We start from the raw sequence: 21,055 nt of genomic DNA on the forward strand, positions 1-21,055 counted from the left end.
GTCCCGCTTTGTTCAACCTTTACGACGCGCTGATCACTGCTAAATCTTTTTTTACCCTCCAAGTTAACTACCGAAATATAAGTCTGTTTATGCTCTGAGATATTTACCGCCTATAGCGTGTATATGGTGATTTACCTGTTATAGCGTGTGATATGAGGTTGTTGACCTCGGTATAAGTATTACGAAGGCAAAGTTGCCGAGCAGTTCTCTAAGAGCGAAACGGACGCTGGCAGTTCTATCGTGGATAAACACCCCATTAAGTAGTTCAGTGATAAACGGAACAGTAATAGCGACATTAGTAGTCGGTTGATTGTTGCGTTTGCGCCTTATCGATTAGCAATTGCAGCTCATTGTTCATAAAAGCTTTGTATATTTTCTAGGCTGAAGTAGTATTTGAGTAAATAATTACTCATTAATAGCTATTTTATGATTTAATGAGTATTTAATTACTCATAATGTGTTTAGGAGCTTTCATGGAGCAGTTGACCATTCAGGCTTTCATCAATGGCCAATGGAGAGATATTGCGTTGCTCTCTTTCCCTAAGAGCGACCAAGGTAATTATCGGCTTACCTCGCTAGATTACCAGCAGGCATATGCTTTGGCTGAGCTAGATAAAGACGATATGCACGCCATCTCTCTAAACTACCCCGTCAGCTTGTTCGTTGATGAGAAGGGATGGTTTTGCTTTCTTGATGACATAATGCCTAGCGGTGCAAGCCGTCGCTATTGGTTAAAGTACCTTGATATCGCTGATCTGGCTATCGATGAGCAAAATTTTGTGTTGCTTAAATATGGCACTATTGCTCCCGTCGGTAATTTGCGGGTCAAGGAGTCGCTGCCTGAACGCACGGCTATTGCTGATAAGCTTACCTTCACCGTTGACGATGTTAAGAACCGAGCGGCTGACTTTTTGGATTATGCCCAACATCGAGGCGCTGCTGCCGGTGGCGCAACAGGTGCAGGCGGTGAAGCGCCCAAGCTGTTGTTACGTTGTTCTGATGGGCAAAAGATCTGGATTGATAGCCACCAAGATGAACCGCAAAACCGAGACCTTCATTATTTGGTGAAATATCCGAGAGGTGCTCGCTCTCCTGTTGACTGCGATATCTTACGAGCTGAATACCACTACTATCACGAGTTAGCTGAAATGGGCTTTGAGACCATCCCTACGGGCGATATGCGGCTCGAAGAAGGCAATGCCTACCCATCGCTATGGCTACCGCGCTTTGATATTTACTTCGACGAGCTAGGTCAGCAACGTTATGCGATGGAGTCGGTCTATTCGATTCTTGGCAAGGGCGCGGGTGTTACCTTAGATCACGAGCAAACCATAAGAACGTTAATCGATAAAATCGCTCATAGCCATATGGTATTAGAACAAGGATTTCAGTTTGACGTACGCGCGTTTGTGCTTGAATGGGTGCAGCGAGACCTTTTGAATATCCTATTCGGTAACAGTGATAATCATGGCCGCAATACAGCGTTTCTTAAAGGCGATGGGTGGATAAAGCTTGCCCCTATCTATGACTTTGCACCAATGAAGGCCGATCCAGAAGGGGTGGCCAGAACCACAAAATGGCAAGCACCGCTAGAAGTTGGGGGGGAGTATAACTTTCAGGGCATTGCTGACGCATTGGCTGATTTAGTGCCTGCTCAGACGCTAATGAAAGAGTTAAAGTTCACTGCGCAACAATGCCTTGGCTTGAAGCAACGCTTAATTGAGCGCGGTGTGCCACAACGGATCATCGACATGCCAGCTATTGGCTTTGCTTATGTTGAACAAAAGCTAGCTCGTTGGGGGCTACTATGAGTGATAAACCATCTACTGCTGAAACGGCAAAAGAAACCATTGCTCGTCTTAGAGCGAATCGTCAGCAACGGAATGAGGTTGCTACTGACACGCAGCAGCGGCCTCAATCTAAAAACGTCCCACAGCTTCAAACAGAACAATCCACTAAACGAGCATCGAAACTATCAGGCGGTGTTAATACGGTAGAAAGAAAGAACGCTATTCACGCCGTCACTCAAAGGCTATTACACGGTGAGCTTAGCCAAGGACAAGCGCTTAAAACATTGCGAGTTGAGGTGTTAGGTTTAACTCAGGATCGGTATGCAACCTTAGCTAAGGTGTCACGCAAAACCCTCTCTGACGTTGAGAACGACCGAGGTAGCTTTAAGACCGATATTCTCGACCGACTATTCAAGCCTTTTGGTCTTAAGGTAGGGATTGTGCCAATCTCAACAGGTACAACATGGCTTCTCTGATAATTAAAGTGCATTGGCTAACACCCTAGCACTCACAACGCTAATCCGTTTGTTTATGGCTAGGATATTAGCCAAACGCCGTACTATTTGCAGTAAACGCATAGAGCTTTTGCAGGTTAGCTAATGTCTTGAATAACGTCACGGTAGCAGCTTTACAACTATCAGAATCGTCCCACAGTTCTCGGGTCATTGAACCGCGCCCTCAGCTGTCAATTGGCGCTGTCGCTTAACAGCCTGAAATCGATACATTTCACACAGCCTAATTTGGTTCGTGGGTGTTAAGATACGCCCAGAATCATTTTAAGGTTGCATTGATTAATGACCCCCAAACTCACTCTCCAACAGCTTGAATCTTTCCTGTGGGAAGCCGCGGACATCCTGCGCGGCAATATGGACGCCTCAGAGTACAAAGACTACATCTTCGGCATGTTGTTCTTAAAACGTCTGTCTGATGCTTTCGAAGAGGCGCAAGAAAGCGTGGTGCAGTATTACCTCGGCAAAGGCAAAACCCAAGAGCAGGCCGAGGCGCTGGCGCAAGATGAAGACGAATACGATAAAACCTTCTTTGTGCCCCAATCTGCCCGTTGGTCAGAGCTGAAAGACCTTAAACACGATATCGGCGCGACGCTCAACAAAGCCACTGAAGCGATTGAAGAGTACAACGGCAGCCTCGAAGGCGTGTTGGTCACTATCGACTTCAACATCAAAAACAAGCTGTCAGATAAAAAGCTGCAAGACTTGTTGTCGCACTTCAACAAATACCGCCTGCGTAGCGAAGACTTTGAACGGCCTGACTTGCTCGGCACCGCCTACGAATACCTGATCAAAAAGTTTGCTGATAGCGCGGGCAAAAAGGGCGGTGAGTTCTATACCCCAAGTGAAGTGGTATCGCTGTTGGTGGCCTTACTCAAGCCTAAAGCGGGCATGCGTATCTACGACCCAACCTCCGGCTTCGGTGGTATGTTGGTGCAAACCCGTAACTACCTAGCAGCCCACGGCGAGAACCCCGACAACCTGTCACTGTTCGGCCAAGAGATGAACCAGAACACGTGGGCCATCTGTAGAATGAACATGTTTCTGCATGGTGTGCTCAGTGCCGATATTCGTAAAGGCGATACGCTGCGCGAGCCTAAGCACACCGAAAGCGGTGAGCTGATGAGCTTTGACCGTGTATTTTGTCATCCTCCCTTTTCGTTAAAACTGAGTAACCATGACGAGTGTTATTTTGATGACTTCGGTCGGTTCCGTTTTGGCTTCCCTCCCAAAAGTTCTGCTGATTTAGCATTTTTACAGCATGTGATTGCCAGTCTAAACGACACCGGCTTAGGTGCTATAGTCATGCCTTTAGGTGCACTCTTTCGTGGTAATAGCGAGCAGTCTATTAGAGAGGAAATTCTTCGTGGCGATTTTGTGGAGTCCGTAATCGCACTTCCACCGGGGGTCTTTTATGGAACATCAGTATCCACGTGTTTGGTTATTGTTAATAAGAGCAAGCAACTAGATAGAAAGGGGAAAGTCCTGTTTATCGACGCGTCACAAGATTTCGTATCTGCTCAAAATATGAATAGGCTAACGGAACAAGGCATTCAGACCGTCGTGGAAGCGTTTGATAAATTTGACTCTCTGGAGACGTTTAGTCGAATTGTCCCCGTTGGAGAGGTATTGAGTAATGACGCTAGATTAGACGTCAAACGCTATATTGATAACTCTCCAGTAAATCGAGATATTGCCGCACTTTTACGTCACCACGAAGGTTTTGAGCGAGTATCACTAAGTAATAAGAAAATGGTTAAGACCATTGAAGTGGTTAAGTCCGATACTAATCTAGATGTGCCCAATGCGATTTATTTTAGACGAACCCGTCCTGAACATGCTGCTATTTCGCTAGGTTTTAGCACGACACCTAAACCTAACGAATACCTACGACTGACATTTAATCAAGATAGATTATTATCTGAGTACGCTAAATTATTTTTTGAGTCTCAACTGGGTAAGTTAATGTTGGGGCAAATACCTACTGGTGCAAGTATCCAGCGACTTCAAGCTAAATCCATCCAAGCACTTAGTATCCCCATCCCTAAGCTGGAAGTTCAGCAAGAGGTGATAAAACTCGCGGGGAAATTAGAAATTGCTAGGAAACAGATTGATTTATTCTTCAGTAAACTGACTACAGAGCCAAAGCAGTACAAAGCAATTGAAGATAACACCGATGCAATGGTTTATACCCTTTCATCAATGAGCGATACCAAATATTTACAGCATTTGATCTCTTTTGGCGAGACACGTCAGATGGAGTTCAAGCAATCATTCTTTGCTAATGCCGATAAGCTTCACAAACCTGAAGGAAGGATTGAGAAAGATAGCGTAGTGCAGGCTGAAGTCATTAAAGATATTGTTTCTTTTATCAATACTAGCGGCGGCATTCTGCTAATCGGTGTGAACGACAAAGGTAAAGTCCTTGGCGTTGATCTTGAGTGTAAACGCTTTAAGTTCAATAAAATGGATAACTATTTCCAAGAGCTTGGCGCTCAATTAGCGTCAAGGATTAGCTCTGATTACCTGCAATACTGCAAGCTGACAGAAGTCCCTTTTGAAGATAAAACAGTAGTTAGAATTGACTGTAGTCCGTCGTCATATCCCATTTTTATGGATAACACCAAGTTTTATGTCAGAACGGACACCTCTTCTCCGGAGCTAACAGGAAACTCAATGTTAAGATACATCCAGAATCATTTTAAGGTTGCATTGTTCAATGACCCAGAAACTCACTCTCCCACAACTTGAATCTTTCCTGTGGGAAGCCGCTGACATCCTGCGCGGCAATATGGACGCCTCAGAGTACAAAGACTACATCTTCGGTATGATGTTCTTAAAACGTCTGTCTGATGCCTTTGAAGAGGCGCAAGAAAGCGTGGTGCAGTATTACCTCGATAAAGGCAAAACCCAAGAGCAGGCCGAGGCGCTGGCGCAAGATGAAGACGAATACGATAACACCTTCTTTGTGCCTCAATCTGCCCGTTGGTCAGAGTTAAAAGACCTTAAACACGATATCGGTGCCACGCTCAACAAAGCCACCGAAGCGATTGAAGAGTACAACAGCAGCCTCGAAGGGGTGTTGGTCACTATCGACTTCAACATCAAAAACAAGCTGTCTGATAAAAAGCTGCGCGACTTGCTGTCGCACTTCAGCAAATACCGCCTGCGTAATGAAGACTTCGAGCGGCCAGACTTGCTCGGCAGCGCCTACGAATACCTCATCAAAATGTTTGCCGACAGCGCGGGTAAAAAGGGCGGTGAGTTCTACACCCCAAGTGAAGTGGTGTCGCTGCTGGTGGCTTTGCTTAAGCCTAAAGCGGGCATGCGTATTTACGACCCAACCTCCGGCTCCGGCGGTATGTTGGTGCAAACCCGTAACTACCTAGCAGCTCACGGCGAGAACCCCGGCAACTTGTCACTGTTCGGCCAAGAGATGAACCTAAACACATGGGCCATCTGTAAGATGAACATGTTCCTGCATGGCGTGCTCAGTGCCGATATCCGTAAGGGCGATACCCTACGCGAGCCTAAGCACACCGAAGGCGGTGAGCTGATGACCTTTGACCGCGTGATTGCCAACCCGCCGTTCTCACTGGCGAAGTGGGGCAAGGATGAATGCGATAATGATGGTTTTGGCCGTTTCCCCTATGGCACTCCGCCAAAAGATGCCGGTGACTTAGCCTTTGTGCAGCACATGATTGCCAGCACCAATGCGGAAGGTATGGTCGGTGTGGTGATGCCGCACGGCGTGCTGTTCCGTGGCTCCAGTGAAAAGGCGATCCGTCAGGGCATTCTAGAAGATGACTTGCTCGAAGCGGTAATAGGTCTGCCATCCGGCTTGTTCTATGGCACCGGCATTCCCGCTTGCCTACTAATCATCAATAAAAACAAAGCGCGCGATCGTAAAGGCAAGGTGCTGTTTATCAATGGTGAGCTGGAATATGAAGAAGGCAAAAATCAAAACAAACTGCGCCCACAAGATATTGAGAAAATCGTCACCACCTTTAACAACTACCAAAACATTAAGCGTTACGCCCAGGTGGTTGAGCTGAGTGAGATTAGCGATAACGACTACAACCTCAATATTCGCCGTTATGCTGATACTGCGCCACCAGCAGAGATCTTTGATGTACGCGCCATCCTGCATGGCGGCGTGCCAGTGCGTGAGGTCGAGAGCGAATACATTCAAGAAGAGATCCTGCAAGGCTTCGATATCAGCTGTGTGTTTACCCTGAAGTCCGAGGGCTACTACCAGTTCCGCTCTGAGATCAGCACCAAAGAGCAGATCCGCGAGTTGGCCACGGATGCTACCCCCGCCATCATCAGCCAGTTAGAGCGCTGGTGGGATAAATACCAAGTGTCACTCAAGCAGCTGGATGATGAGGTCGCTACTGCCGAGAGCGTGATGCAGAGTTATCTCAAGGAGCTGGGTTATGAGTGATCGAGCTCCTGAAGGGTGGAATAAGGCACCTTTGAATAAATATGTAACGCGCATTCGAACTCCTTTGGACGGTAAACCTGAGAATGTACTGACCATTTCTTCAACCGCCGGTTGGGTTGACCAACGTGAGAAGTGGGCGAGAAATATGGCGGGTGAGAGCCTAAAAAAGTACACATGTTTGACCAGAGGGGAGTTGTCTTATAACCGTGGAAACTCCAAAACGTTTCCGTACGGATGTGTGTTTAAATTAAATCGTTGGTCATCGGCAGCTGTGCCCAACGTTTACCATAGTTTTAGAGTAATTGATGGCAAAGCTGATCCTGACTTTGTTCAATATGCTTTTCACGGTGGTACTTTAGATTACCAGCTACGGCAAATCATTACATCGAGTGCTCGTGCTAATGGGTTGCTCAATATAACCGCAGCTGATTTTTTTGAGATTGAGCTAGTTGCTCCTCCACTCCCCGAACAACGAAAAATCGCCAAGATCCTGACCTCGGTGGATGAGGTGATTGAGAAGACACAGGCGCAAATCGACAAGCTCAAAGACCTGAAAACCGGCATGATGCAGGAGCTGTTGACCAAAGGTGTCGGCGTCGATGGCAAACCTCACACCGAGTTTAAGGATTCCCCTGTCGGCCGGATTCCGAAGACGTGGAAGGTCGCGAAGCTAGAATCCGTTGCTGTAATTCAAACAGGGGCAGCGAAGAGCTCGAAACTTGAAGGCGACTTGATAGAGCTGCCATATTTGCGCGTAGCCAATGTTCAAGATGGATATTTAGATTTAAAAGAAATAAAAACTATCAAGATCCCCAAAAGCAAATCAGAACGATTTTTGCTTCGAGAAAATGATGTATTAGTCAATGAAGGTGGTGATTTCGATAAATTGGGTCGAGGAAGCATTTGGTTCGGGCAAATATCACCCTGTGCGCATCAAAATCATGTGTTTGCTGTAAGAACTAATATAAACAAGCTTAGCCCAAGTTTTTTCAACCACCTTTCAGGGGCGGAGTATGGTAAAAAATATTATCTTGGGTGTGCTAAACAAACGACCAATTTGGCCTCGATAAACTCCACTCAGCTCAAGCAGTTCCCAGTATTACTCCCATCTATTGAGGAGCAGGGGCGTATTTGCGCGATGTTAGATTCGGTAGATTTACGTATATCTAAGCAAGAAAGTAAGCTTCGACATTTAGAGAGCTTAAAGAAAGCCCTCATGCAGGATCTATTAACGGGCAAAGTGCGGGTAGCCATCGATTAGCAAGGATGGGCAATGTTACAGGCAATTCTCCATGGAAAGGCGGGGCGCATCGACGTCGATAAAGGACAGTCGATAAGCTGGCGCGAGGTGTTTAAGGGCCGCGAAGACTTGATGACAGCGGCGGTATTTGGCCGCTTTGCCTATCTGTCAGCGCCTGTACAAGCGACCTTAATGCAACGCTGGCTTGGCGTGACTGAGCCAGCGTTTGATGACTTTGAGGAGATTGATTTCTGGCCGAGCTTTTCACTGGCAAATAATGATGATCTCAATCGCGTCGAGCCTGATGCGGTGCTCAACTTTGCCAGTGCTACGGTGATCCTGGAGATCAAACCACCGGAAGGTGGCGACCAATATATTGACCAATGGCAGCGTGAGATTACGTCTTACCTGCAAGCGGAAGAGCGCAGCCAGTTACCGCTGTACTTTCTCGCCATTGGCCGTATCCCTTCGCGCAAGATAGTTAATGACTGGATTGATACGCTTAAAAGTGAGTTCAATAGTCAGTTATCGGGTATTAACGCTTTGGCGTGGCAACCCGTCGTTAATGACATACTGGCACTCGATAAGGGCGCGTTAGCCTGCGAGCCTAATCAACAAGACAAGCGCATTATTGCCGACATTCTGCACGCGGCGCGCTTATATCAACTCAAAACACAGGCCTACAGCTGGAAGACATTACTCGACCACCAGCTACCGCGCCTGAGCTTACAGCAACTGCTATTGCAAGATAAGCCACTGGCTAAAGTCTGTGCGCAACCTGCTCGCGCTGGCACGGCAAAGCCTCTACACCAGTGGCACGATCTATTGGCGTTTACTGCCACGCACCCTCTATCACTCAAGGATATCAATACATGGAACAAGTAAATGATCTGCTATTGCAGGTTCGTACCGCCCACCGTTTGGTTGCAGCTTATTATCAGCGCGTAGTACCGACCATTGCCGAGATGGCGAGCAAGCTTGAGCTAACCTTTTGCTACTGGGGCAATGCTGATTTTGCGCTTACCCCTGCCACCCATCGCAATATCACTGAGTATTGGCAATGGGATCTGTTGCCGGGGATGAATTCGCATTATCTCTACAGCCAGTTTCAACTAGCTAATAACAAGGTGCGTATTGGCGATTATTTGGTTGAGTTTATTGTGGTGTCGGATACTGGGGTGGATAGCCATGGCAACGGGCATAAAAGCGAACCAGACGCCCTTAACTTGCCGCTAGCGGTTGATAAGGCGCAAAGTTTACTGCGTGTGGTGGTATGCGCTCCATATCAAACGTTTGAAGAGAGTTGGTATAGTAATATTTGGGGAAGTGTTCGCTACCCTGACTTCAGTAGCAACCCAACGCCTGCAAGAGATAAAAATGATGAGCCTTGTTTCTTAACGGGTTACGAATGTTCGTTAGCTGAGCTGATGTCTGATGCGGGGGTTGAACAAATTATCGAACGGGTTAAGCAACATATCACTGCAACCGTGGCCGCCGCGAAAGCAGAGTATGAACGTGTTGCTGGTGGGCAGGGTGTTGTCTCATGAGCAATGATGAATTTGACAAAGTAGAACGCCCCGCTATTGCGCAGCTCCACCAGATGGGCTGGCGTTATATTCCCGGTAAAGCGCTGGCACCTGAGCACAGTAACCAAGAACGTGCTTACTTACGCGATGTAGTACTAGTTAAGCGCCTAACACTGGCGATAGAGCGCATTAATCCGTGGATCAATGAAGAGAACTTACGCAAGGTTGTCCGTGAAGTCACGCACCCACAATGCGCGGGCTTGATGGAGTATAATCACGGCTTTTATCAAACCATGGTGGGCTATCTGTCGGTTGAGCAAGACCTTGGCAAAGGCAAAAAAGGCCAAACGGTTAAGCTGGTGGATTTTGACAACATCGACAACAACGAGTTTATCTGCACGAATCAGTTTAAGGTGGAAGGCCCTAATCAAACCATCATCCCCGATATTGTTTGCTTCGTTAACGGCCTGCCGTTAGCGGTGATCGAGTGTAAATCGCCCTATATCTCAACACCTGTCTATAACGGCATTGACCAGCTGCGCCGCTACGCTAATCAGCGCTATCCTGAGCATTTTGAAGGGGCAGAGAAGCTGTTTTGGTATAACCAACTGATGGTCTCAACCTGCCGTGATCTCGCCCGTGTCGGTACGATTAGCTCGCCCGCACAATATTACGGTGATTGGAAAGACGCTTACCCGCTGACCGATGCGCAGATTGCGCAACGAGATAGCGATAATGTGTTGCCATTCGCCAATAAACTCGATGTTGAGTTACCCATCGCAGCAGTTGAACCTGCTGGTAGTGAATTTAAGCAAGTTGCCGAGCAAGAAGCCGATTACCAAGTCGCCAAGGTAACGGCGCAGCAGCGCTTATTGGCGGGTATGTTTAGCCATGAGAACTTCCTCGATATTGTGCGTAATTTTATTCTGTTTGAGCCAGATGAGGGCCGTTTGATTAAGAAGGTGGCGCGTTATCAACAGTTTCGTGCCGTAAACAAGGTTATTAAACGGCTCAAAACAGGCAAAACCCGCAAAGAGAAATCTGGCGTGGTGTGGCATACCCAAGGCAGCGGTAAGTCGCTGACCATGGTGATGCTGGCGGTAAAAATGCGCCATGACCCTGAACTCAAGCAATACAAGCTGGTGTTTGTGACCGATAGAACCCAGTTGGACGAGCAGCTGTCTACCACCTTTCAAGGTGCGCAAGGCGAAACCGTTTACAACGCTGATTCTGTAGCCTCGCTGCGTGATTTGCTGAAAAAAGACAGCTCAGATCTGGTGACTGCCATGGTGCAGAAATTCCAAGACGCAGAGAAGGAAGCTGAACAGCAGGGCGACAATAGCTTTGTTGACCTCAATACCTCAGACAAGATTATTGTGCTGGCGGATGAAGCGCACCGTACTCAGTTCGGTGGTTTAGCGACCACCATCAACGCCGCTTTGCCGAACGCGCCCAAAATAGGCTTTACTGGCACACCGTTGCTGAAAACCCAAAAGATGGATACCGCCTTTGGTGGCTACATTGATAAATATAAAATCAATGAGGCCGTCGAGGATGGTGCTACGGTAAGGTTGTTGTATGAAGGCCGTGAGGTGAAAACCGCCGTGGCGGGAGAATCGCTCGATGCGCTGTTTGAAGAGTATTTTGGCGATTACACCAAAGAAGAGCAGCAAGAGATTAAGCGTAAATATGGTGTTGAGCGCGCCGTGCGTGAAGCCCCTCAGCGTATTCGCTGGGTGTGTATCGACCTGTTAAAGCATTACCGCGAGCGCATTCGGCCTGATGGCTTTAAGGCGATGATCGTCGTTGGCAGTCGCCACGCCGCAACCATCTTCAAAAAGACCTTAGACGAGTTAGGTGCACCGCCATCGGAGGTGATTATCTCCGGTGATCATAATGACCCGCAATACATTGCCCAATACACCGATAAGGTTCACCAGAAGAGGGTTATCGCTAACTTTAAGAAGCCGTTTGGTGTTGATGTACCGGGCACTGATGAGAAACTGCGCAAATTTGATAACACCGCCTTTTTGATTGTGAAGGACATGCTGTTAACGGGCTTTGATGCGCCGATTGCGCAGGTGATGTATATCGACCGCAAGCTACAAGACCATACGCTGATGCAGGCCATTGCGCGGGTTAACCGTAACTATAAGGGCAAAGAGTGCGGCTATGTAGTCGACTATTATGGCTTAGCCAGTTACCTCACTGAAGCGCTGGAGCTGTTTAGCAGTGATGACGTTGAAGGCACTTACCAAAGCCTGAAAGACGAACTGCCCAAGCTAGAAGACGCACATCGGCGCGTTAAAGCGTTTTTCAAAGGCGTGACCAGCGATGAAATTGATGACTATGTGTTAGCGCTCAAAGACGATGTGGTACGGGCGCAATTCGAAGTCGCCTATAAGCGTTTTGCCAAGCAACTCAACGTTATTTTGCCGGATGCCTCAGCTATGTCATATATCCCTGATATGAAGCTGTGGGGCAAGGTGCATCATGCGGCGCGCAACCAGTATCACGATGACGGTATGGACTTGCTCGATGTTGGCGAGAAGGTACGACAGCTGGTGGACGAACACATATTGAGTACCGGGGTTGATCCGAAAATCCCACCGATTGATTTACTGGCCGCCAACTTTAAAGAGCATGTGCTCAAGAAAAAGTCGGCGGAATCTAAAGCCTCAGAAATTGAGAGCGCGCTGAAACACCATATCAACATCAAGTTAGATGATGACCCCGAATACTACCGTTCGCTGAGCATACGGCTGCGAGACATCATTGAGAAAACCGCAGGTAATTGGGAGCGTCAGTTAGAGCTATTGCTGGAAATGACCAATGACCTTAACGGGGCTCATAAACAAGCGGCGCAGGACGTGGGCTTGAACGAGACCGAGTTTGCGTTTTACAACATTCTGATGGTTGAAGTAGCTAAGGCTAGAGATGGTGAAGTGATCGACGATCAGCTACATGAAGAGATTAAGGCAACCACTCAAGAGCTGGTGCAGATGTTTGATGAAGCGACACAGATCGTCGACTTCTTTAAAAAAGACGATGAAGTGAAGCGCATGAAGAAGAACATCAAGCGCGTGGTGACGGATCAATCCTTTGGTGATAAAGCGCTGGTGGCGATTCTGCAAGACCGCTTTATCGATTTGGCTAAGCATAAGTTCGGCAATAAATGACAGCGCAGGACGTGATGCAAGACAGTGACGTGATCAAACAAGCGGGCTACGAGGTTAAGGTCGTTCGTACTGCGCGCCGTAAATCCGCCACCATAAAAGTGGAGGAGGGCGCTGTCGCGGTGGTCGTGCCTAAAGACTTACCCATGGAGAAAGTCCACCAGTTGCTGACCGCCAAACATCAATGGATTTTAGAAAAGCTCGCCATTCACGCCGATGCACGGCCATCGCGTGGCAAAGAGTATGTCTCTGGTGAAGCCTTCCCTTATCTTGGCCGCAATTATCGCCTAAAGGTGGTTCAGGGCAACGTGACACCGACGAAATTGGTTAACGGTAGAATTACTGTTACCGTGCCTGCATATGCCTCCCATGCGCAGTTTGTGCGGCGTTCGCTAATCCATTGGTACAGACTCAACGCTAGTAAGAAAATCCGCGAGAAGGTAGACCGCTATCAATCGGTCGTGGGGGTAGAAACCGCTGTGGTGCGCATTAAAGACTTTAAGAGCCGCTGGGGCAGTTGTACCTCTTATGGTGACTTAGAGTTCAACTGGCTGATTGTGTTAGCCCCTAACCGTATCGTTGATTATGTGGTGGTGCATGAGCTTTGCCATCTGCTGCACCATGATCACTCACCGCAATTCTGGCGTGAGGTCGAGCGCGTGATGCCCGATTACCGCGAGTGCAAAGAGTGGTTGAGAGATAACGCCCAATTGCTGGTGGTGTAGCCGTTATAGCTCTTTGAAGTCGTTAAGCTAACGAGGGATATTCAAAATGGATTTTATTAATTTCTGGAACTCCTGTATGGCGGTGCAAGCTTCGAAGCACAGTGATGATCTTGTGGTGCTGGAGGAACTAAAGGAGACCTTCGATATTGATAGTGAGTTTGAGTTCGGTCTGCCTCCCGGTCCATTCTTTGGCCCGTTGAGAACGGCGAAAATCGTATTGTGTTACGCTAACCCTAGCCGGGATGCTAAAACCGCTGAGGTGATTCAGTCAGCCTCGTTAAAGCAGCAACTATTCGCGCAACTGGATGGCTTACATCCCTATCCTTACGAGATACCGGGCTGGGATAAATGGTTTAAGCCAGTCGCGAATAGCTTGTTTGACGGGGATCTTGAGCTGGCGTCAAAAAATATCTGCGTCTTTAACCTGATCCCTTACGCCTCAACTAATATGGATAAAGTACAAGGTTTTGCCGCCAGTTTACCTAGTGTGTGGGCAGCACAGGAATACCTTAGACGAACACTTATCCCTAAGGCCGTGCGTGGTGAGGTGTTATTGGTGATGTGCCGTTCCTCTCAATTATGGGGGCTACAGACGCCTCATGGGGCTAACAATATCGTGATTAACAAAACGCGAGTAGGGTTTACCGATGACACCAAGATGCAGGTTAAATTATGGTGTCGAAAAATCGGAATTAATTAACTTTTTACTCGGTGTGGATTCTGGAGCTTTAAAAGGCCGTTGGCTCAACTTTTTCTCAGACTAATGATTCAAATGGAGATGGAAGATGGCGTTCGTTAAGCTGCTAGTGATTGGTAACGTTGATGTGTTTGTACTGGTGGCTAAGCCTTGCGGTGTGCGCAAGTCTTATATAAAGGAGATCGACTCAGAGTATATTTTTGAGTCTACACCAGCGGAGTATATTCAACGTCTATCTAACATTCTTGATGGTCGTTATCTGAATAGCCATATACCTCATGAGGCGGGCTATCCAGTTATTTGCTCGATAAGCACGATGATGAGAATTTTGCAAAACATGGGTTATGACGTCACACCTGATGAAAATTACGATGTGATGCTCGAACAAGCTGCTATCCCCCTCACGAACGCGCAGAAGCGAGCTAGGTTGGCTGATATTAGGAAAGAGCGCGAACAGAAAATTGTTTATTAGTAAGCGCTTGAATGCAGACACTCATTTAGATGAGTGCCTGCGAGGATTTAGTGTCACTTTTAAGCGGACGATTAATATGTGAAAGCCTTCTTTGGATGTTAAGGCCATTATTGCAGTTGCGGCCTTGGATATCCCCAATAAAGGATATATTTAACTCCGCCACTGGTGTTTACGATATTTTTTCCAGCAACGCTGTAGCTTCATATCGTGGCTGTTGCTCGTATCAATACCGTGGGGAAAGCAGTGTGTACACCCCATTTCTTCACCGACACAAGACCGAGAAATCTGCGTGCCTGATACCTTCGTCGGTAACATGGCCAACCCAGCTTCATTGGCACCGTACATACGAATAAGTCGAGCTTCTTTTTTCATGGTTCTCTCCTAGTCAATACCTAGAAAAGAACCCCCTTTAAAAATTGAATCAGCATGTATTGCTTCCTGAGATGGCGAGTTTTATCCCCCATAGAGTGATCAATTGTAGTCTGATCGTTATCAGTATGGGGTGATCACTATAGTCATTTTTTATAGCCATAGTGCAGACAATGTGCTGAGGCCATCGCGTTCATTGGGGGAGTGTAAGCGCTATGTTTGCCACGCAAAGCTCGAAAAATATTGAAGAGTAAAACTTGCGTTTTAACACTCGTTCTAACCTGTATTTTGTAACATTAAATATTGCCCCATAACGCCATCTGGCGCTTTTGAAATTGCTTTTTCCACTCTCGTATATGGGGCGCTTCTCGTGCGCGAACATTGAAGTTAAGACCGCGATTGCGCATTGAGCGCATATCCCATTTTTGATGTTCTTTAATCTGGGTTTGGGTGAGCAGATTTGGCGTGAAAAATGAGGGCGGGCAAAGGGCCGTATGAACATGGAAAAATAGATGCTTGCTGCCTTCCTCTTTATAGCAATGGTCTAAGGCTGACTGAATAAGCAGGAACGCCACAGCACCTTCATAATTCGCGATACTATATTTAAGCATCTCCAGCTCGACTCGGGATTCATTCACAATTGCCATGGCTTCTTCATAAGCCTCTTTATCGCTCCTGTCACATAGCTCACTGAGCATGAGATAGGCGTTTACCGCTTTGTAAGCATCTTCCTGCTTGATGGTTCCCATGAGCACTGTGTCAACATGCCAGACGACAGAGTTAACAATTGGATTTGCGCGTACAGCAAGTTTTCCCTCCTTGGTTTTCGCGCCAGTTGAGCGCCCTCCGTGGAGTTTACAGCGGCCATTGTTCTTATTGCCGTAGCGCTGACAAGGTGCGCCTGAACGGGTTTTAGCGCCACATTTCGGCAAAGTATCTAACGTGAATTTACTCATATAGACTCCTTCATTGTTTAATCACAACAGTGATCAGTTCTTTTCGGTTCATGGGGTTTGTTTGGCATTTTGAATATTTCGATTTCTGCTTGTGATCACCTTATTGCTATTTCACTCCTCTGATTTTTGTATGGGATTGTTTATTGGTGCGTGCGAGTCACTAACGCCACCTGATCAGTGTTCAGGTGATCATTAGCCCCTGTTTTCGGTTCATAGACTCTCTGTGTGATCAACTGTGGCTGATCAGTTTGTGAGAGCGGATTGAACATGGGGGTGTCGATGAGGTGCGAAAGGCTGGTGGTCCTTGATGAAATGCACTCTTTTAACTGTTGCGCATGGGACAGCCTATTGAACCAGCCATATCTGGAGGAGGTGATATTGCCTGTTATTGACGCTGACGGAGCGCTCTTATTAGCCTGCTTGCGCCTATTCCGTTCAAACGTGATGTTGGGGTCCACCAGCATTAGTTCTGTCGATGGATCGAAGCCAGCAGCAGGCTTTAGCCTATTGCTGATAAAGCCTTTGGCTTTGCCATTAAGGTCCTTGGTACGTTCTTTCGTTAGATAGCTAGAGCGGTAAATGGCAGCCTTAATAGAGGCCTTATTGCCTCGCCGCATGATGCAGAAAGGCTTTTTAATAAACTCCACTGTCCCCAGGGTTTGATTTTCCCACAGGGTTTTGACCAAAATTTGGAGCGCTGCGGAATGTTTAACCTTATGACCACTAAGTAAGATCTCTAGGTGATAATGTTCTTTATCAGCGGTGTCTTGTTCTCTAGCGCAGTGATAGATAACTTTACATTGATATTTGGTATTCAGCGTCTTCAGTAAGTTTTTGAGAAACGAAGTGATAGTCTGGTTGGTCTCTGACCCCGTTTTTGGGTGTAGGTCAATTCGAAAAGCTAACACCCTACTGTAATGGCTTAGCATTATCTCGAAGTCAGAAAAGATGGTTTTGAGAGCTTTGAGCGAGAGGCCCATAGGTAAACTTTTATAGACTTCGTATGCATGGTTTTTATAGGCAAATAACTCAATGTTATTACGGCCTATGCAAAACTCTTTGGCTTGCGTTTCCTTAACGGTTGCGGCGTTAGAATCGTAAGAGATTTGCTTAGTCATATTAGTTCTCTCGTTTAATTGATAGTTGTAACGTAAGCGAGCGGTATATTCTTTAATATCCGCCGCCGTTTGACGCTGCGTTTCCTTGAAAGACCTGCGTGCTGCGGTCTGTAGCTAGCCGAGGCTGTTTTGTAGCGCTAGCGGAATGCGTCAAAGTGTGTCATTGAGCATTCTTAAAAAGCAGGCCTAAGCCTGCTTCTACTTGTTAGTGTCCGAGCCATTTATGCACATCCTCGAATAACCAACGTTGGCTGCCATTTTGCGTTAGTTTGGGGGCAGGAAATTTCCCGGCTTTAATCCACCTTCCGAGCGTTGAGCGACTGATGCCCAGTAGCCGTTGAATTTCTGGCTTTTTTATTAGCCGATTGGCTTCAAGGTAATTGGCCAGATGGTCTTCTTGTTTGAACGCCATTTGAACCTCCTAGCAGTTACTTTCACGGGATGCGACCCATTCATTAAGCTCGGACAGGAGCCAACCTACAGCGGTACTTTGTGGGTATAGATGTCGACGCTTTGGGAATAGGCCTTTACGTTCTAGTGTCCACGCAGTAGTGCGTGATATTGACGTAATCGCCCGTCGTTCAGCTTCTCGGACGAAACGGTCTGGTGTTTGATTTGGTGAATTCATACTCGCTCCTGTTTCATACTGTTCAGGAGCGAGTTTGGCGAGGTCGTAAAGATGGAGACAGATGGTCTACTGAGTAGAGGTACCTATTTTTTTATTTAACCTATTGTTTTATTGTGAGTTGAGCTTTGAGGTGATTTTTTGAACAGTAAAGGCTTTGCTCAGTTCTGCTTTGACTAAAGAAATACTGGGTCTTGGTTGTTTTAACGTATTTGTTGGTTTTGTGATGGGTTTAAGCCATTTGTGTAGGGTGTTGTGCTCTGGCACACGGTTGGGAAACTTCACTAGCGCAGGATGCTTCTTGTTGTCGCCCTTGGACGAATAGTTTTGAAGAACCTCATAGATTGCATCTACCACCATTACTTTCGGAGTACTTATAAAGCGAGGGGCAAGGTAAAGGTGGTTTGCCATTTCTATGACTAAGTCTTTAAGGACATTGATTGGCCGTGCCTTTGCTTGGCCACCTTTTTGCGTCTGAGTAACTGTGGCGTGGTAACCAGAATCAGTGAATCTATCGGTGAGGGATAAAGTGTCGTTACTGCCAGCGTAATAGCCAATATAAACTGCGGTTTCAACGAGTCGATCTATTAGTTGATAAATGGGCTCATTTTGGTGCAGTGAAGGAGGCACAAACTTAAATAGTGCTGAACATTGCGTCATAAAAATATTGATATTTTGACCCACCAACTCAATTTGAGAGGGAGAGCTATGGCTTTTGTTAGCGTAAAGCTCATTACCTCGGCTGAGTAGGAGGTTGGTTCTTCGTTCTATAAGCTTGATTAACTCAATGCCGCCTGCTTCGCTGGCTTGAGCATTAGCGAGAGTATCGGCATAAAAATGTGCGAGTGTTACACCTAATATCTTCAATTGATCCGGTACCATTTCAGGCAAAATCATCTGCTTAAGATCATTGATTCTGGCGTTTTTCACGGTTCTCGGCATAACGGTCATATATTGCCTATTTAGCTGATTTTGATGTTGGTGAATGAGACGACATTAGCTTGGTTATTGACTATAGGGCTTACTAGAGCCGCCAATTTACCTAACGCTTCTCGACGCTCTTCTAAATAATCATGTTGGTTATAAGTGCCCTCGATACCTTTAAGCTTATGGTTCAGACAGCGCTCGGCAATATGTGGGGCAACCTTGAGACTGGCCAGTAAAGTACGGCAGCTGCGTCTAAGGTCATGAACGGTGAAATGGCTAATCCCAGCTTTGCCGAGAACGTTTTCTGTGGTTTGACCGTGGCTATCGAGCTTTTGTCCGAAGAGTTTGGCTAGGGCGTGATTGAGGGTATCGTTCGAGATATAGCCTCTACGTTTACCTATCTTACGCGCAGGGAAAACGTATTCAGCACCACAAGCGATTACACGTAGTTCCTTAAACCATTCAATAGCAAAATCAGACAGCGGTATCGTGATGCCTACGCCCGTCTTACTGCGCTCTTCGGGCATATGCCAGAGTTGCTCGTCAAAATCAAATTCACTCCACTTAGCGGCGATCAGCTCGCCTTTTCTTACACCAAGGCACAGCAGTAGTGCTACTGCGAGATAATTCTCATGGCTAAATGAGGGCTTACTCTCCCTTAGTACAGTGAATACGGTAGCGATTTCATTAAGGGATAACGCCCTACTGCGGCTCTTCTCAATGCCACCAGCATCGACGGGTTTAAACGCTGCGGCTGGATTGCCAGAGATGAGATCTAACTTACAAGCATGATTAAAGAGTTGCTTGCAGCACAGTAGGGTTTTATTGGCCACTGTGGGGCGGTTGCTCTTTGCGACCTTGTGAATGATGGCTCGGATATCCCGAGCGTTAACGTCTTCGACTTTTAGCTGGCCGATGGTCGGTTTGATGTCCTTGGTATACATCCGCTGGGGGATTTCTGGGTGTTTTAAGCGAACGGCAGTCGTTTGGTACCAATCTTCAAAGAGGTCATTGACCGTTTTGATTGTTTCTTCTTGTTGCCTCTCTCGCTCGGCGAGAGGATCAACTCCTTGCTTAGCTAACAGTTTTATTTTCGCCGCTTCAGCTTTAGCCTCGACTAAAGACATTGCCGGGTAGATGCCGCCATTGGGAACCATTGAACGGCGCTTGCCGTTAACGCTGTACCTGACTTCCCAATATGCGACGCCTTCTGTTTGGACTCTGATATAGAGCCCGTCCCCTACCGCTTTACGTCCAAGCTCTTTGCTTTTTAAAAAAGCTTTAATTTGCTTATCATTCATATAGTTAAGTCCAAAGTGGTGACTAAACTTAAAAATGGTTAATTTTTGGCCATTTTTTGTGGTTTCAAGCGATTTTAGTCACCACTTTAGTCCCACTTTTTCATGAACAATAGCAAACATTCTCGAACAAGTAAAAACATTAAAAATCGTAAAGCAATGGTTTATAAGATGTTTTTAACACTTTATAAACCCCTAAAAACATCATTCGACGTTCTGGATCTGTTCGCGCATCTGCTCTATTAAAACCTTTAACTCAATGGCAGCGGCAGTGGTCTCAGTGCAGATAGATTTAGACGCCAGCGTGTTTGATTCGCGGTTAAATTCCTGCATCATGAAATCTAAGCGGCGGCCCTCGGCACCACCTTTTTTCAGGATACGCCGGGCTTCTTTAACATGTGCCTCAAGGCGATCCATCTCTTCCGCCACATCCAGTTTTTGGGCAGTCAGTACCATTTCCTGTTCAATGCGAACAGGGTCGAGTTCGCCTTTCACTTCTGCCAATCGGTTGGTGAGTTTTTCACGTTGCCACTCGATGACTTTGGGCATTTGTTCTCGGACGATTGCGATCTGTTGTTCTACACCTTCCAGGCGGCTCAGCAGCATGGCGTTAATCGCTTCGCCTTCACGGGCTCTGGCTTCAATAAACTGATCAATGGCATTATCAAACGCTGCTAATAGCTCGGTGCCTATGGCATCCATGTCTTGCTCTTGCGCAGAGATGACTCCTGGCCAACGCAGAATGTCCAGTAACTCCAATCGGCCTTCGCTAGCTTCGTCTTTTACCCATTGAGCGGCTTTCAATAATTGCCGAGCCAAATCTTCGTTGAGTGTCAGTTGGTTGTCTTGGTCACCTTTCAGTTCATAACGGAGATTCACTTCTATTTTTCCACGGTTAAGCCGTTGTCGAAGTTTGTCTCGCAGAATCGGCTCCAAGCTCCGCAGCTGTTCAGGCAGGCGCAGATAGGTTTCCAGGTAACGTTGGTTAACGGAACGAATTTCCCAAGACGCATTGCCCCAGGTAGCTTTATGCTCTACGCGGGCATAGGCGGTCATACTATGGATCATGAAAGTATCCCGTAAGTCGTTTGTGACGATAAAGCCTTGATTATAGACATCTGTCACCTAGGGTTAAAGGCATGTCGGCCAGAATCGCAGGGTGGTGTTAGATCTAGCGTAGCAC

General features: G+C 46.9%; 20 protein-coding genes. 11 read left to right on the plus strand and 9 right to left on the minus strand.

The genetic code is table 11. The annotated features are described in order from the left end of the window. Positions 1-473 precede the first annotated feature (473 nt). Positions 474-1,811 carry a HipA domain-containing protein gene (locus J3L11_RS09870; protein ID WP_207570878.1) on the plus strand — a complete coding sequence of 446 codons (1,338 nt, stop codon included), beginning with the start codon at positions 474-476 and terminating at the stop codon, positions 1,809-1,811. Next, positions 1,808-2,266 (plus strand): helix-turn-helix transcriptional regulator, encoded by a 459-nt coding sequence (locus tag J3L11_RS09875; protein WP_207570879.1) that lies wholly within the window; start codon positions 1,808-1,810, stop codon positions 2,264-2,266. The genes J3L11_RS09870 and J3L11_RS09875 overlap by 4 nt, the downstream gene beginning before the upstream one ends. Positions 2,267-2,333: 67 nt before the next feature. Here J3L11_RS09875 and J3L11_RS19535 read toward each other — a convergent pair whose 3' ends face one another. After that, entirely contained in the window at positions 2,334-2,456 is a 123-nt protein-coding gene (locus tag J3L11_RS19535) for a hypothetical protein (RefSeq protein ID WP_278250733.1), read from the minus strand. Between the two features lie 128 nt (positions 2,457-2,584). Between J3L11_RS19535 and J3L11_RS09880 the strand changes: the two genes are divergently transcribed. The 9 genes from J3L11_RS09880 to J3L11_RS09920 all read left to right on the plus strand — a co-directional run bounded on the left by J3L11_RS09880 (position 2,585) and on the right by J3L11_RS09920 (position 14,579). Continuing rightward, positions 2,585-5,050, plus strand: a complete 2,466-nt coding sequence (locus tag J3L11_RS09880) for an N-6 DNA methylase (RefSeq protein ID WP_207570880.1) — start codon at positions 2,585-2,587, stop codon at positions 5,048-5,050. Then, positions 5,019-6,743 carry a type I restriction-modification system subunit M gene (locus J3L11_RS09885; RefSeq protein ID WP_207570881.1) on the plus strand — a complete coding sequence of 575 codons (1,725 nt, stop codon included), beginning with the start codon at positions 5,019-5,021 and terminating at the stop codon, positions 6,741-6,743. The genes J3L11_RS09880 and J3L11_RS09885 overlap by 32 nt, the downstream gene beginning before the upstream one ends. Further along, complete coding sequence (locus J3L11_RS09890; protein ID WP_207570882.1) at positions 6,736-8,004, plus strand: restriction endonuclease subunit S; 1,269 nt, start codon at positions 6,736-6,738, stop codon at positions 8,002-8,004. The genes J3L11_RS09885 and J3L11_RS09890 overlap by 8 nt, the downstream gene beginning before the upstream one ends. Before the next feature lie 12 nt (positions 8,005-8,016). After that, positions 8,017-8,868 (plus strand): hypothetical protein, encoded by an 852-nt coding sequence (locus tag J3L11_RS09895; protein ID WP_207570883.1) that lies wholly within the window; start codon positions 8,017-8,019, stop codon positions 8,866-8,868. After that, positions 8,856-9,530, plus strand: coding sequence for a hypothetical protein (locus tag J3L11_RS09900; RefSeq protein ID WP_207570884.1), 675 nt, complete (start codon positions 8,856-8,858; stop codon positions 9,528-9,530). Before J3L11_RS09895 ends, J3L11_RS09900 begins: the two co-directional genes overlap by 13 nt. After that, entirely contained in the window at positions 9,527-12,688 is a 3,162-nt protein-coding gene (locus tag J3L11_RS09905) for a type I restriction endonuclease subunit R (protein WP_207570885.1), read from the plus strand. Before J3L11_RS09900 ends, J3L11_RS09905 begins: the two co-directional genes overlap by 4 nt. Positions 12,689-12,702: 14 nt before the next feature. Further along, positions 12,703-13,410, plus strand: a complete 708-nt coding sequence (locus J3L11_RS09910) for a SprT family zinc-dependent metalloprotease (protein ID WP_207570886.1) — start codon at positions 12,703-12,705, stop codon at positions 13,408-13,410. Between the two features lie 46 nt (positions 13,411-13,456). Continuing rightward, a complete protein-coding gene (locus tag J3L11_RS09915) occupies positions 13,457-14,110 on the plus strand; it encodes a hypothetical protein (protein ID WP_207570887.1) in 654 nt (217 codons plus the stop codon). 85 nt (positions 14,111-14,195) lie between these two features. Next, a complete protein-coding gene (locus J3L11_RS09920) occupies positions 14,196-14,579 on the plus strand; it encodes a hypothetical protein (RefSeq protein ID WP_207570888.1) in 384 nt (127 codons plus the stop codon). 150 nt (positions 14,580-14,729) lie between these two features. On the opposite strand, the gene J3L11_RS09925 is transcribed toward J3L11_RS09920, so the two are convergent. From J3L11_RS09925 to J3L11_RS09960, 8 genes are all read right to left on the minus strand, one after another. Next, positions 14,730-14,951, minus strand: a complete 222-nt coding sequence (locus J3L11_RS09925; protein ID WP_207570889.1) for a hypothetical protein — start codon at positions 14,949-14,951, stop codon at positions 14,730-14,732. Positions 14,952-15,244: 293 nt separating this feature from the next. Further along, positions 15,245-15,904: an HGGxSTG domain-containing protein gene (locus tag J3L11_RS09930; protein ID WP_207570890.1), complete on the minus strand. Its 660-nt coding sequence runs from the start codon at positions 15,902-15,904 to the stop codon at positions 15,245-15,247. 140 nt (positions 15,905-16,044) lie between these two features. Beyond that, positions 16,045-17,022 (minus strand): inovirus-type Gp2 protein, encoded by a 978-nt coding sequence (locus J3L11_RS09935; RefSeq protein ID WP_207570891.1) that lies wholly within the window; start codon positions 17,020-17,022, stop codon positions 16,045-16,047. Positions 17,023-17,227: 205 nt separating this feature from the next. Continuing rightward, on the minus strand, positions 17,228-17,434 hold the full coding sequence (locus J3L11_RS09940; protein ID WP_207570892.1) for a helix-turn-helix domain-containing protein: 207 nt from the start codon (positions 17,432-17,434) through the stop codon (positions 17,228-17,230). 9 nt (positions 17,435-17,443) lie between these two features. Beyond that, positions 17,444-17,650 (minus strand): AlpA family phage regulatory protein, encoded by a 207-nt coding sequence (locus tag J3L11_RS09945; RefSeq protein WP_207570893.1) that lies wholly within the window; start codon positions 17,648-17,650, stop codon positions 17,444-17,446. Positions 17,651-17,758: 108 nt separating this feature from the next. Continuing rightward, positions 17,759-18,598: a hypothetical protein gene (locus tag J3L11_RS09950; protein WP_207570894.1), complete on the minus strand. Its 840-nt coding sequence runs from the start codon at positions 18,596-18,598 to the stop codon at positions 17,759-17,761. 11 nt (positions 18,599-18,609) lie between these two features. Continuing rightward, positions 18,610-19,875, minus strand: a complete 1,266-nt coding sequence (locus tag J3L11_RS09955; protein WP_207570895.1) for a site-specific integrase — start codon at positions 19,873-19,875, stop codon at positions 18,610-18,612. A 201-nt stretch (positions 19,876-20,076) separates the two neighbouring features. Then, a complete protein-coding gene (locus J3L11_RS09960; protein ID WP_207570896.1) occupies positions 20,077-20,940 on the minus strand; it encodes a YicC/YloC family endoribonuclease in 864 nt (287 codons plus the stop codon). Positions 20,941-21,055 lie beyond the last annotated feature (115 nt).

Source organism: Shewanella sp. 4t3-1-2LB, assembly GCF_017368415.1.
Taxonomy (GTDB): domain Bacteria; phylum Pseudomonadota; class Gammaproteobacteria; order Enterobacterales; family Shewanellaceae; genus Shewanella; species Shewanella fodinae.